The sequence below is a fragment of the Pseudodesulfovibrio sediminis genome, assembly GCF_020886695.1.
Classification (GTDB): Bacteria; Desulfobacterota; Desulfovibrionia; order Desulfovibrionales; family Desulfovibrionaceae; genus Pseudodesulfovibrio; species Pseudodesulfovibrio sediminis.
Genome location: NZ_AP024485.1, coordinates 2983178 through 2996600 on the forward strand (window position 1 = coordinate 2983178; position 13423 = coordinate 2996600).

At 59.1% G+C, this 13423-nt stretch carries 11 protein-coding genes; 1 reads left to right on the plus strand and 10 read right to left on the minus strand.

What is annotated here, in order from left to right:
- Positions 1–13: 13 nt before the first annotated feature.
- The 6 genes from SRBAKS_RS14180 to SRBAKS_RS14205 form a co-directional block, all read right to left on the minus strand.
- Positions 14–1207: a YgeY family selenium metabolism-linked hydrolase gene (locus SRBAKS_RS14180; RefSeq protein ID WP_229591541.1), complete on the minus strand. Its 1194-nt coding sequence runs from the start codon at positions 1205–1207 to the stop codon at positions 14–16.
- Positions 1208–1215: 8 nt separating this feature from the next.
- Positions 1216–2691: a pyridoxal-phosphate dependent enzyme gene (locus SRBAKS_RS14185; RefSeq protein WP_229591542.1), complete on the minus strand. Its 1476-nt coding sequence runs from the start codon at positions 2689–2691 to the stop codon at positions 1216–1218.
- Between the two features lie 44 nt (positions 2692–2735).
- Positions 2736–4001: a threonine synthase gene (thrC, locus tag SRBAKS_RS14190; RefSeq protein ID WP_229591543.1), complete on the minus strand. Its 1266-nt coding sequence runs from the start codon at positions 3999–4001 to the stop codon at positions 2736–2738.
- Between the two features lie 64 nt (positions 4002–4065).
- Positions 4066–5100 (minus strand): TRAP transporter substrate-binding protein, encoded by a 1035-nt coding sequence (locus SRBAKS_RS14195; protein ID WP_229591544.1) that lies wholly within the window; start codon positions 5098–5100, stop codon positions 4066–4068.
- A gap of 27 nt (positions 5101–5127) precedes the next feature.
- A complete protein-coding gene (locus tag SRBAKS_RS14200; RefSeq protein ID WP_229591545.1) occupies positions 5128–6411 on the minus strand; it encodes a TRAP transporter large permease in 1284 nt (427 codons plus the stop codon).
- Entirely contained in the window at positions 6408–6953 is a 546-nt protein-coding gene (locus SRBAKS_RS14205) for a TRAP transporter small permease (protein WP_229591546.1), read from the minus strand. Before SRBAKS_RS14205 ends, SRBAKS_RS14200 begins: the two co-directional genes overlap by 4 nt.
- A 385-nt stretch (positions 6954–7338) precedes the next feature.
- Between SRBAKS_RS14205 and SRBAKS_RS14210 the strand changes: the two genes are divergently transcribed.
- Positions 7339–9093: a sigma 54-interacting transcriptional regulator gene (locus tag SRBAKS_RS14210; RefSeq protein WP_229591547.1), complete on the plus strand. Its 1755-nt coding sequence runs from the start codon at positions 7339–7341 to the stop codon at positions 9091–9093.
- A gap of 114 nt (positions 9094–9207) precedes the next feature.
- Here SRBAKS_RS14210 and hydA read toward each other — a convergent pair whose 3' ends face one another.
- The 4 genes from hydA to SRBAKS_RS14230 are packed head-to-tail and all read right to left on the minus strand — an operon-like array spanning position 9208 to position 13420.
- Positions 9208–10608, minus strand: a complete 1401-nt coding sequence (gene hydA, locus SRBAKS_RS14215) for a dihydropyrimidinase (RefSeq protein ID WP_229591548.1) — start codon at positions 10606–10608, stop codon at positions 9208–9210.
- A gap of 18 nt (positions 10609–10626) precedes the next feature.
- Positions 10627–11412 (minus strand): ABC transporter permease, encoded by a 786-nt coding sequence (locus SRBAKS_RS14220; RefSeq protein ID WP_229591549.1) that lies wholly within the window; start codon positions 11410–11412, stop codon positions 10627–10629.
- Positions 11412–12299 carry an ABC transporter permease gene (locus SRBAKS_RS14225; RefSeq protein ID WP_229591550.1) on the minus strand — a complete coding sequence of 296 codons (888 nt, stop codon included), beginning with the start codon at positions 12297–12299 and terminating at the stop codon, positions 11412–11414. The genes SRBAKS_RS14220 and SRBAKS_RS14225 overlap by 1 nt, the downstream gene beginning before the upstream one ends.
- Positions 12296–13420 (minus strand): ABC transporter ATP-binding protein, encoded by a 1125-nt coding sequence (locus SRBAKS_RS14230; RefSeq protein WP_229591551.1) that lies wholly within the window; start codon positions 13418–13420, stop codon positions 12296–12298. The genes SRBAKS_RS14225 and SRBAKS_RS14230 overlap by 4 nt, the downstream gene beginning before the upstream one ends.
- Positions 13421–13423 lie beyond the last annotated feature (3 nt).

Here is a 13423-nt window from a genome sequence, read left to right on the forward strand (position 1 = left end):
GGGCGCATTTGTTTTATTTGGTGTTCAGCAGGGCCTTGATGATCGCCTTGTAGCCGATGGTGGCCTTGTTCAGCTGATCGATCTCGATATGCTCATCAATGGTGTGGGCCAGGTTCTCGCGCGAAGGGCCGAACCCGATGGTCTTGATACCCGCCTCGCCAGCGTAGTGGCTGCCGTTGGTGCAGAATGCGTAATGCGATATTTCAGGCGTACCTCCGACGGCTCGGAGTTCAGCCAGGGTGTTGGTGATGAAGGGCTCATCGGCATCGTACAGCCAGCCTGGGAAGAACCGTTCTCCCTTCATGGCCGCGCCGGTGTAGCATTTTTCCTTGCCCTGGGCGAAGTATGCCTTTGCCTTGAAATCGGGGTCGGATTGCTGGAGTACGGCAATAACTTCGTTGAACGGGGCCAGCACGCTTTCCGGCGTCTCGCCCACCAGCAACCTGCGGTCATAGGTGACGCGGCAGCCGCTGGGGACCACCGATGCGCCGGGGTAGGGCGTGGATTTGATATCCGTGAGCACGCAGATGCCCTTGCCGAGCACTTCCTGTTGAGGAGCGGCTACTTTTTCGATGGCACGGGTCAACGTGGTCATCATGTGTACGGCGTTGACGCCCTTTTCCGGGTTGGCCGAGTGGGCAGGGACGCCGTAGGTCTCGACCACGATCTCGGCACGGCCGCGTTGGCCGATCTTGAGATTCAGCTCGGACGCCTCGCCGATGACCACATAGTCGGGGTTGACCGCTTTGGAGACCTCGCGGGCCGCGATGCCTTCGAAAAGCTCTTCGAAGACCCCGCCCGCCACGCAGACTTCTCCGGCAAAGTCCTTGCCGGTCTCCTTGGCAAACCACGCGGCAGCGCCGACCATGGCGGCCAGTGCGCCCTTCATGTCGGATGTGCCGCGGCCATAGATCTTGCCGTCCACGATGTCACCGCCAAGGGGAGCCTGGCTCCAGACGGTGGGGTCGGGCACGGGCACGGTGTCCATGTGGCCGTCAAAGAGGATGCAGGGACCGGGTTGGTTGCCCTTGATGCGGCCCACGACGTTGCCGTAGCGGTCCACGTCAACACTGTCGAACCCATTGGCTTTCATGGCAGCGGCCAGAGCCTTGGCCACGTCTTCCTCTTCTCCGGAGAGACTGGAGAGGGAAACCAGCTCCTGGCAAAGCGCGATACTCAACTGGCAGAATTCATTGTTGGCAGACATGGTGCACACTACTCCTGGATGCCGTCGAGAAGGCCGGTTTTCTTGTTGAATGCATTGATAAGCTCATCCACTTTCGGGGCCAGTTTCTGGATGTTTTCCCAGTATTCTTCGTCATACCACTGGGCCTGAATCTCTTCGAAGGTCATGCCCTGCTGTTCAATCCAGGTGTAGTATTTGAGGTTGTGGATGCGCTTGCGATCATAGTGGCTGAGCTCCTGCATGTTGTCGAGGGTCACGCTGTCGAGCACGGCACGGGAGTATGCGGCGTCGGTAGCCGTATATGCGCCGCGCTCTTCGTTCATCTCGACCAGGCGGCTCTGGTACATGTCCATGGAGTCCGTGGCCACGGACAGGACCACGTCCTCTTCGCCCAGCTCGTAGTATTTGGCGAACTTGATGGCCGAGACCATGTTGGCCACAGAAGAGATGCCCATCAGGTGCAGGTTGTCGGCGATCTCCGCAGGCACGCCGCTGTCCTTGAGCGCCTGCACGCCCATCGGATCGTTGAACAGGCGGATGAGATTCATGGGCACTTCATCGTCAATGGCGATGGCCATGTCAGTGTGGCGGACATTGTGTACCCAGGGGATGTGCTTGTCGCCGATGCCCTCGATGCGGTGGTCGCCGAACCCGTTGTTGAGCAGGGTCGGGCACTGGAGCGCTTCGCAGGCGCCGATCTTGACGTTGGGGAACTGCTGCTTGAGGTAGTCGCCGCTGGCCAGGGTGCCGCCGGAACCGGTGGACAGGATGACTCCCTTGAACCGCTTGTTCGGGTCGTCGGACAGTTCATTGACCAGCTCGGTCATGGCGCGGCCGGTGACGGTGTAGTGCCACAGGTAGTTGCCCATGTCGTCGAACTGGTTGAAGATCATGATATCATCGCCGGACTGGCGCAGCTCCCAGCATTTGTCGAATATTTCCTTTACGTTGGACTCTGAACCGGGCGTCTTGATGACCTCGCCGGCCACGTTGGCCAGCCAGTCGAACCGTTCCTGGCTCATGCCTTCGGGCAGGATGGCGATGGATTCGCAACCCAGCAGGTTGGAGTCGTAGGCGCCGCCACGGCAGTAGTTGCCGGTGGAGGGCCAGACTGCCTTCTGGCTGGACGGGTCGAACTGACCGGTGACCAGCCTCGGAGCCAGACAGCCGAAGGCCGCGCCGACCTTGTGCGCGCCGGTGGGAAACCACTTGCCCACCAGCATGACGATGCGGGCCGGGACGCCGGTCAGGGACGAGGGCAGCTCAATGTGATTGACGCCGGTGTAGGTGCCGCCTTTTTCCTTGGATTCGTTTTTCCAGGTGATGCGGAAGAGATTCAGGGGATCCAGATCCCACAGGCCGAGATCGCCGAGTTTCTCTTTGATGGCATCGGGAATACTGTCCGGGTTGCACATCTGTTCCAGCGTGGGGATGATGATATTTTTTTCACGCGCACAGGCCACGGCCTTTTCAAGGCCTTGTTCATTGATGGTGAGATCAAGCATATGTCTTTATCCTTTCTTGTGTGTCGTTACGGGGTAACGGTGATTTATATGTTGGGCATGGATGATTTGATGGCGGCCAGTGACGGAGGAATGACCGTCGCTTCGGTCGAACACGTCCTGATGGTCGCGTCCACGTCCTTGAGGCCGCTGCCCGTGACCAGGAGAACAACCTTTTCATTCGTCTCAATCAGCCCGTCGGCCATGGCGGCGTGCAGCCCGGCAAGGGGGGTGGCCCCGGCCGGTTCGGCAAAGACGCCGGTGGTCTGCGCCAGTTCGGGGATGGCCTTGAGGATGGCGTCATCCGAGACGCGCAGGAAGGCGCCGTCTGTTTGGGAGACGCTGTTCATGGCCTTGCGCCGATCGCGGGGAAGGCCTGCGGAAATACTGTCGGCCAATGTGTTGGCCTTGATGGGCGGGAACGTAACCGGATCGGCCTGTGCTTTCCACGCCTGATACATGAAGTCACTGCCTGTGGACTGTACTCCCATGAGTTTGGGGAGCTTGTTGATCCAGCCCAGCCGCAGCATATCGAAAAATCCTTTGTGCAGGGCGGAGATGATGCAACCGTCACCCACGCCGACGAACACGCGGTCCGGACACTGCCAGTCGAGCTGCTCGCATATTTCATAGGCCACGGTTTTCTTGCCTTCGGCCATGTACGGATTGAAACCGGTATTGCGATTGTACCAGCCAAACTCAGCGGCGGCTTCGAGGCAGAGCTCAAAGGCGTCGTCATAGCTCCCTTCCACAAGAAAGACATGTGCGCCGTAGGCCAGCAGCTGGGCCACCTTGGCGCGGGGGGCTGTCTGGGGGACGAAAATGACACAGGGCATGCCGTCTGCCGCACACATTCCGGCCAGAGCCGCAGCGGCGTTGCCCGTGCTGGCCGTGGTGATGACGGAGGCTCCGGCCTCGCGGGCCTTCATTACGGCCAGGGCGCTGGCCCTGTCCTTGAGAGAGCCGGTAGGCTGGCGGGAGTCGTCCTTGACCCACAGGGAGGAGAGCCCCATTGTCCGGCCCAGACGGGATGCGTTGTACAAGGGCGTCCAGCCCACGGAAAGAGGCGGGGCAGGGGTGTCCGGCAACACGGGCAGGATGGCGCGATATCGCCACTGGTTGCACATCTTGTTGTTGGCCAGCAGTCGAGGAGAAATACTCTGTCTGATCATCTCGTAGTCGTATTCGACATCGAGAATGCCCTCGTTGCCATGGTCGGGGCACACATAGGCGTGCTCCTCGGGGGCGTATGTTTTCCCACAGAGAGTGCAGCGCATTCTGAGGATGTGGGGTGGCTGAGTAGGTGTCTGCATGTGTATCCGCGTTTTTGGTTGAAGTCCGGGCGGACATGTTGCCCGCCCGGAGTGAATGTGCAGGTTACTTGGATGCCTTGGCGATGGCGTCGAGGAATGCGGTGAGCATTGCCTTGCCTTCTTCACCGAAGGCGCCTTCGAGGTATTCCTTGATCACAGGCAGAGAAGCGGCGCGGAAGCGGGCTTTCTCGGCCTCGGGCAGGGTGTAGACTTCCATCTTTTCACTCAGGAAAGGCAGGCCGCGATCAGATGCCTCGATGGCGTTGGCGATACCACGGCTGACCACGATGGCGGTCTTGGCTGCGCTTTCGACAACGGTACGCTCGGACTCGCTCAGGGAGTTGTAGAAGTCGGCGTTCATGAGCCAGACATGGGGAGCGAACAGGTGGTTGGAGATGGTCAGGTACTTCTGGACTTCATACAGCTTGGCGAATTCCACGATGGGCACCGGGTTCATCTGGCCGTCGGCAACGCCGGTCTGCAGGGAGGTGTAGACCTCGGACCAGGCAATGGACACGGGCTGTGCGCCCAGGCTGGCAACCAGCTTCTTGTGTGTCTCCAGACCCATGGTGCGGATCTTGAGGCCCTTCATGTCTTCCAGGGTCTTGATGGGGCGCTTGGAGTTGGTGAACTGGAAGAATCCGCCGGAGTCGCTGAAGCCCAGGGTCTTGAGACCGGTCTTGGCGGTGATGTCAGCGCCGAGTTTCTGGCCGAAGGGCCCGTCCAGAACTTCATAGGCGACGGCGTGGTTGGGGAAGGCGAAGGGCACGTCGAGCACGGAGATCATGGGGTATACACTGCCCACGCCGCCCACGGAGTGCACGCCGAGCTGGATGATGCCGGCCTTGACCTGCTGGACGACTTCAGCGTCCTTGCCGAGCTGGCCGCTGGGGAAGATCTGTACCGTGACGGAACCGTTGGTGCCGGATTCCACGAGGTTCTTGAAGACAACGGCGGCAGCGCCGGACGGGTTGTCAAAGGCACCGTTCTTGTTCAGGTGGTGCATTTTGAGCACTTTGGCTGCCAGGGCAACCTGGGCGAGCATCAGGATGGATGCGCACAGGGTGAGCGTCAAACCGATTTTTTTCATGGTTTTCATAGGGTCACTCTCTCTCTCTATTTTCGGTTAAAGGTTCAGAAGCATATTGGGAAAGAACATGGCCAGATCATCGAAGTAGGTGATCAGCAGAAGGATGCCCACTTCGACGAGTATAAAGGGCCACAGGGAGGCGCTGATCTTTTCGATGCTTTCACCCGTGACCGAGGAAAGGACAAAGAGACAGGCGCCGACCGGAGGCGTCATGAGCGAGATATTCAGAGCAAGGACGATGACCACACCCGCGTGTACGGGGTTCATGCCGATGGAGGCGGTCAGCGTGCCGAGCATGGGTGTAAGGATGATCAGGGCCGCGTTGATGTCCATGAACATGCCGATGGCGAGCAGCATGGCCAGGATCATGCCCTTGATGACCCATGGCGTGGTGGACAGGGACAGGAACCCGTCAGCGATCTGCTGGGGAATCTGCATGAAGGTCATCCACCAGCTCAGGATGGACGCGGAGGCGATGATCAAGAAGACCATGCCCGTGATGCGGGCGGTCTTGATGAGCATGTCGATGACAATGTCGAAGGTCAGGGTGCGCTCGATCACGATCCCCACGAAGAAGGCGTAGAAGACCGCAATGGCGGCCGCTTCTGTGGGAGTGACGATGCCGCCGAGGATGCCGCCGAGGATGATGGCGGGCATGATCAGGGCGATGATGGATCCCTTGAAGCTGCGCAGGATGACGCTCAGGCTGGGGCCGTCGCTGCTCTTGGGCAGGTTGAGCTTTCGGCTCAAGGCCACGATGAGCGCCATGCACAGGACGCAGATCAGGATGCCCGGCAGGATGCCTGCGGCAAACAGTCCGGCAATGGAGACACCGGCCAGCGAGCCGTAGATGACCATGAGGTTGGACGGCGGGATGGTGGGGCCGATGATGGACCCGGCCGCCGTGACCGCGCAGGCAAAGGGGCGGGTGTAGCCCTGTTTGACCATGGCCGGGACCAGCGTGTTGCCGAAGGCTGCGGTATCGGAGACCGCGGCGCCGGTCATGCCCGCGAACAGGACTGATGCGAGCATGTTCGAGTGGGCCAGACCGCCGCGCATGTACCCGACCAGCGCGTCGGCAAAGTCCGCCAGTTTTTTGGTCATGCCGACCCGGTTCATGGTTTCGCCAGCCAGGATGAAAAAGGGCATGGCCATGAAGGTGAAGAGATCGAGGCCTTCGAAAAATCGTTTGGGAGCCATGACCAGGAATTGATCTCCACCAATCTGGTAGAGGCCGAGCACGCCTGCGATGCCGAGGACGAACCCGATGGGAACGCCGATGATGAGCAGGCCGAAAAATGCTATGACGACGGCGATCATGCTGCTGCCTCCTTCTTCACGAAGAGTGGTTCGAGGCCGATGGTGTCGCGCACCATGGTGGCGAGAATCTGGAAGGCGGTCAGTACGGCGGTCACCGGAACGGAGATGAACGGCACGAGCATGGTCATGCCGAAGATGGTGGCGAACTGGTGCGCGCCCTGTTTGGCCATGGATATGCCGTAGTAGGCCAGGAAGAGAAAGAAGCACAGGCCGATGGCATCCAGAAGCAGCCGGGCATAGCGTTGCTTTTCCCGGGATATCCGCGAGAAAACCAGATCCAGGCCGATGTGCTCCCTGCGGTAGGCGCAACAGGGAACGGCCAGCAGTGCGGCCCATATCATTATGTATCGGGCGAGTTCTTCGGTCCAGGTCACGCCAAGGGCCAGGGCATACCGTTCGACAATACCGAACCAGACAACACCGATCATGGCCGCAACCAGCAGCGCGCAGACGCGCTCGGTCACATAGTTGATGCGGTAGGCGATCTGTTCGAGTGTTCGGGCCGCGCTGATAAGCGTGGAAGAGGAGTCATGTTCTTTCATATGTGTCCAGTGTGCGTGGTTTACGAGTTGTGAATAGTGATGACAAAGCATTATCTGTGCCACGGGGGGCGGCTGCAGATATGTTTTTTACAAAACTTGAAATTGCAGATTTAATCTTTTATTATAATATGTTGTATGAATACTGCCCGCCGTGCCCTATATTTTTTTCAGGGTGTACTGTTTCTTGAAAAATAGCTAAATTACGATTACGTTAAATGTGTTTTCATTTTGATACTGGTTTTGAGCCCGGGATGAAAACACCTAAAACCAAAGTCATTTGAAGTTGTTGAACATATCTTTAAGCCCTTGGGGCTCTTTCGTATTATCATATTGATACGACTGTGACGATCACAATGTGAAGGAAGAGTGAAAGCGGATGGAGAGTATGCAAACAGTGCCCGAGGATCTGTGGGGCATCAGCATGGCCGCCGGAAAATATGCGGCTGTCATATCCAAGGTCTTGCGCGTGGATGTGGAGATCGTGGACAGCCATCTTTACAGGGTCGCGGGCACCGGGCGTTTTGCCGGGACGGTTGGCAAACAGATGTCCGCGGCCAGCGGGGTCTATCAGCAGGTGCTCAAGACCGGGCGTCCGCTGGTCATCCGGGAACCGGGGTTCTCGGAGTTCTGCACGAACTGCCCCAACTGGCAGTCCTGTGACGAAACCTTCGAGATGAGCACGCCGATCCTCTACAACGGTACTGTGGTGGGCGTGATCGGTTTTGTCTGCTTTTCCGAAGAGCAGAAGGACCATATCGAGGATAATTTCGACATCTTTTTCGATTTTCTGTCCCAGATGGCTGATCTGCTGGCCTCAAAGGTTGTCGAATCCATGGAATACGCCCGCAGTCGGGCCTTGGGCGAATTGCTGGAAACCGTGGTCGACAAGGTGGACGAGGGGGTTCTGTTGCTCTCTGCGGACGGACACATCGTCCGCTCAAATCGGGCGGCGCAGCAGATTCTGGATTTTTCCCTTGCGGAGCAGGAGTCCATCCGGGTGACGCTGGAGCGCGGCCCCGGTCGGGTGCTGCAATACACCGAGTACACCATTCATCTCGGTGAAGGCCGCTACGACGTGGCGGGCAAGGAGTATGCCCTGCAACATGGAGACAGCACCTGCATGTTCATGTTTCGCGATGCGCAGGTCATGCATGACGATGCCCTGCGTCTGACGTCGTCCCATGAACGTCTGGGGCTGGACGCGATCCTCGGCACGTCGGAAGTCATCGTGTCTCTCAAGGAGCAGGTGGCCCGGTTCGCCGACTCCTCGTCTTCGGTGCTGGTGACGGGCGAGAGCGGCACCGGCAAGGAGCTGGTCGCCCGTGCCCTTAACGAGGAAGGTGGACGCAAGGACGGCCCTTTTGTGGCCATCAACTGCGGGGCCATCCCGGAGACGCTGCTGGAAAGCGAGCTGTTCGGGTATGTTGGCGGGGCGTTCACCGGAGCCAATCCCAAGGGAAAGATGGGGCGGTTTGAACAGGCGGACGGCGGGACGTTGTTTCTCGATGAAATCGGCGATATGCCATTGCATTTGCAGGCCAAGATGTTGCGTGCGCTCGAACAGCGTGAGGTCACCCGTCTCGGTGCCACTACCCCCACTGCCATTGACGTGCGGATAGTCTCCGCCACCAACCGTAACCTTGAGGAGATGGTGTTCAACGGCACCTTTCGCGAAGATCTGTTTTATCGCCTGAATGTCATCCCCATCCATATCCCGCCCCTGCGCGAGCGGCCGCGTGATATCCATCTGCTGGCCAAGGTGTTTCTGGAGCAGAGCATGGGAAGATTGGACAAGGAAATCCTGACAATTAAAGAGAGCTTCTGGAGCACGGTGAGCGAATATCACTGGCCGGGCAATGTGCGTGAACTCCAGAACTCCATCGAATACGTGGCCAATGTCGTGGACACGCACGCGGTGATCACGCGGGAAAGCCTGCCTGCCAAGGTTCGCTCCGGCATTCAGGAGTCCCGGTTTGTTGATTACAACCTGGAGACCATGGAACGCAATCTTATCCAGCAGGCCCTCACCGCCTACGGCGACGAGGGCGGAACCAAGGCAGCCAAGGAGCTGGTTGCCGCCAAGCTGGGCATCGGCGTCGCCACCCTGTACCGGAAGATCAAGAAGTACGGCTTTGAGTAGATTCTCATGTGTCGCCGTGAAAAGGTGTCATAGGTACCCTGTGAATGGCAGAGACGATACTACCCGGCGCGGTTTCCCGCCAACGGCGTCTGCCCAGAGCGTGGAGGCCGCTTTCTAGCTGTGACAGTGCGGGATGCGTTGACGTGCCGGTCGCGCGATGTATTTGCCCTGTCCAGCCAGTGCCGTGACCTGTCCGGCCGCAAACACAACTTCGCCGCCCAGTATGGTCGTGTGCGGTGAGCCTGTGAACGTCATGCCCTCGAAGATGCTGTAATCAATGGCCTGCATGTGGGTTGCGGCTGAAACCGTGTGTTGGGCCTCGGGGTCCCAGAGCACGATGTCGGCGTCCGCACCGGGGGTGATGACGCCCTTGTTCGGATAGATGTTGAATATCTTTGCCGCGTTGGTGGAGGTGACGGCAACGAACTCCTCCTGAGTCAATCGCCCGGAGACGACCCCTTCGCTCCAGATGATACGCATCCTGTCTTCCAGACCCGGTGAGCCGTTCGGGATTTTGGTGAAATCATGCAATCCCCGGTTTCTTTCCGCTTGGGTGAACGTACAGTTGTCGCTGCCCGTGGTCTGGATATGCCCTGCCTTGAACCCGTCCCAGAGCGCGTCCCTGTGTTCGGCGCTCCTGTACGGGGGGCTCATGACATACCGCGCCGCCACTTCCGGATCTTTGTGGTAATAGACGGATTCATCGAGCAGCAGGTGGCCGCACAGGCTCTCGGCGTACACTTCCTGCCCGGATTCGCGGGCCGTGATCACTGCCCGCAGCGCCTCGGCGCAGCTCATGTGCACGATATACAGGGGCACCCCCGCGACCTTGGCCAGTGCGATGGCACGGTTGGTGGCTTCGCCTTCGGCAATGGGAGGGCGCGAGAGCACATGCCCCTTGGGATGGGTGATTTTCTTGGCCAGCAGTTTGTGTTGCAGGTAACGTATGATCTCGTCGTTTTCTGCGTGCACGGTGCAGAGGCACCCCAGTTCGCGCGCCAGAGAGAAGCTCCGGAGCAGCTTGTCTGGGTCGAGCATGATCGTGTCACGGTAGGTGGTGAAATGCTTGAACGAGTTGACGCCGTGGTCTTTGGCCAGAAGGCGGATTTCCTGTTCCGCCTTCTCGTCAAGCCAGGTGACCGTCACGTGGAACGAGTAATTGCAGGTGGCGTTAGCGGCTCGTTCTTTCCATTGGTCGAACGCTTCCAGATAGGACTGGCTCCGTTTGGGATTGACGAAATCAATGATCGTGGTGGTCCCGCCGGACAGGGCGGCCCGTCCGCCGTTTTCAAAGCCGTCGGCAGTACGGATGTCGCCCACGGGCATCTCTAGGTGCGTGTGGGGGTCGATGCCGCCGGGCATGACGAGCAGGCCTTGTGCGTCGATGACCCTGCACCCTTGTTCAGGGTTCAGGTCCGTGCCCACGGTGAGGATGGTGCCGTCCTGAATCATTAGGTCAGCGCGGCGACTCTCGTCTGCATTGACGACCATGCCGTTCTTGATCAATGTTTTCATGCTATTCCCCATAGTACGCTACTCTGGCTGCACGCCGCGGCGGCGGAACCATTCACTGACCACGATGACCAGAATGTTGAAGACAACAATGAGCATGGCCAGCGCGTTCAGGCTGGGTGAGAGGTTGAACCGGAAGTCCGAGGCCACGAGCACGGACAGCGGTTGTGCCCGTCCGCTGGTGAAGTAGGATACCGTATACTCCGCGTTGGAGAGCACAAAGGAGATGAACGAGCCTGCCATGATGCCGTTCTTCATCAGGGGGAGCGTCACGCGGCAGAACGTCTGCCACGGGGTTGCTCCGAGGTCGCCGGACGCCTCTTCCAGTCGTTTGTCTATCCTGAAGAGAACGGATGCGATGATGATGGTGACAAAGGGAAGGATGATGAGCGCCTGGGATATCCAGACCGTATACAGCCCCTTGTGGATACCGATATCATTGAGGAACGTGACCTGTGCGATGGCAAAGATGAGCTTGGGCACGAAGAAGGGGAGCACCAGCAGAGCCAGGAACGCGACCTTGCCTTTGAACTGGTGGCGGGTCAGGACCAGCGCGGCCATGCTGCCGAAGACCGTGGTGATGATGGTCACCGGAAAGGCCACGGACATGGTGGTGAGCAGCCCCTTGAAGATGCGCTCGTCATGCAGGATCTGATTGTACCAGTCCAGCGTGAACCCCGTGAGCGGGAAGGCTATGAGGTCGGACGAGTTGAGTGAGAACAGTCCCATGAGCATGATGGGAAGATAGACAAAGCCATAGACCACGAAGGTGTAGCCGCGCAGGGCGGCCCAGCCGTTGATACGCATTATTTCGCCCCCCGGACGCCACGCCCCCAAGGGGATTTGTAGAACGCATAGGTCACGAGGGTGACGAACAGCGCCATGCTCAGGAGCAGGAGCCATGCAAGCGCCGAGCCGGTGGGCCAGTCAAAGGCCGCGCCGAACATGTCGTGAATGGCGCTGGTCACGGTGATGCCGGATGATCCGCCGATGAGCTGCGGGGTCAGGTAGTCGCCCACAACCAGCACGAAGACCATGAGAAATCCGGCCACCAGCCCTGCGCCAGTCAGGGGGAGCACGACCTTGAAAAAGACGGACAGGTTGCGGCAGCCGAGGTCCATGGCCGCTTCGATATACGAGTTGTCCAGGGCCTCGAATGCGGCCCAGAGCGGCAACACCATGAAGGGCAGGTAGTTGTAGGTCAGGACCACGATGGTCGCAAACGGGCTGAAGAGCAGGGCCCAGATGGGTTCGTGGATGATGCCCAGCCACATGAGTAGCGAGTTGAGCACGCCCTCTGCGCCGAGGACCACGCGCCAGGCAAAAATGCGGATCAGATCACCCGTGTACAGCGGAATCAGCAGCAACGTCAGCAGGGCCGCCTTGTATACCTTGACCTTCTTCGCAATGTAGAGGGCCAGTGGGTAGGCGATGGTCGCGCACAGTGAGGCGATGACAATGCCGTACAGGAGGGCCTTGAGTATCAGACCGCGGTAGGTGGCGTTCTCGGCCACCCGGATATAGTTGTCCCATGACGGTTCGCGGATGATGCTGACGAAATCGACCTGGTAAAAGCTGTAGCTGAAGAGCACCGCAAGGGGTGCAGCGCAAAAGAGACAGATGAAGACGATGTTGGGACCGGTGAGCGCGAGCAGCGACAACCGGCGTTTCATGTCGATTCGTTTCAGGCTCATAATGCGCTGCCTCCCTCCGGAGGTGTGCCGTGGACCACGCGGATGCGATGGTGCGGTACGGCGAGGGTGATGGCTTCCCCGACCGAAGCCGGGATGTCGTGATTCAGGCGGGCAACGATCTTTTGCCCTGCGACCTCGGTCTCGACCAGTTTGACGCTGCCCTGAAAGACGACGTGTGTAACGATTGCCTTGAATGCAAGGGTGTTGGGCTCCGGTTCCCCTATGGGCTGGGTGTCTTCGGCCCGGATGCACAGGCAGGCATCCTGTCCCATGCAGACGGCGTCACTGCATTGCGCCTCCACCGTGCCGATGGAGGTCTCGATGGTCGCCTGCCCCGTGGCGTCATCTCTGGAGACGATGGAACCCTGGATGAGGTTGGCGCCACCGATGAAATCGGCCACATAGGCGTTGGATGGAGAGTGGTAGATCTCTTCCGGGGAACCGATCTGCTCTATGTGTCCGCCGTTCATGACGATGATGATGTCACTGAGCGCAAAGGCTTCCTCCTGGTCATGGGTGACATAGAGGAAACTCATGCGGAGGCGCTGCTGCAGATCCTTGAGCTCCACCTGCATGTGGCGGCGCATTTTCAGGTCCAGCGCACCCAGCGGTTCATCGAGCAGCAGGAGCTTCGGCTCATTCACAAAGGCGCGGGCCAGGGCGACGCGCTGCTGCTGTCCGCCGGAAAGTTGCGAGGGGTAGCGGCGAGTCAACGACTGCATCTTGACTGTTTCCAGTGCACGGTCAACGCGCCGTTCGACATCGTCCTTGGGCAGCTTGCGCAGGTTGAGCCCGAAGGCCACGTTTTCGCCCACCCGAAGGTGCGGGAAGAGAGCGTAGTTCTGAAAGACAGTATTGATGGGGCGCTCGTAAGGCATGACGCCCATGAGTGGTTCCCCTTGCAGGACCAGGCTGCCGTCGGTCACGGATTCGAAACCGCCGATCATGCGAAGAATGGTTGTTTTTCCGCAGCCGGAAGGGCCTAGAATTGTGACGAAACAATTATCTGGGATGTCAAAATTGACTCCGTGAACAGCGCGGAATGAGCCGTAGTCCTTGGTGAGGCTTCGAGCCTCCAGCAGAATGCTGGAGGCTGAAGCCGTCTTGTGAGCGTTTGCCATTGG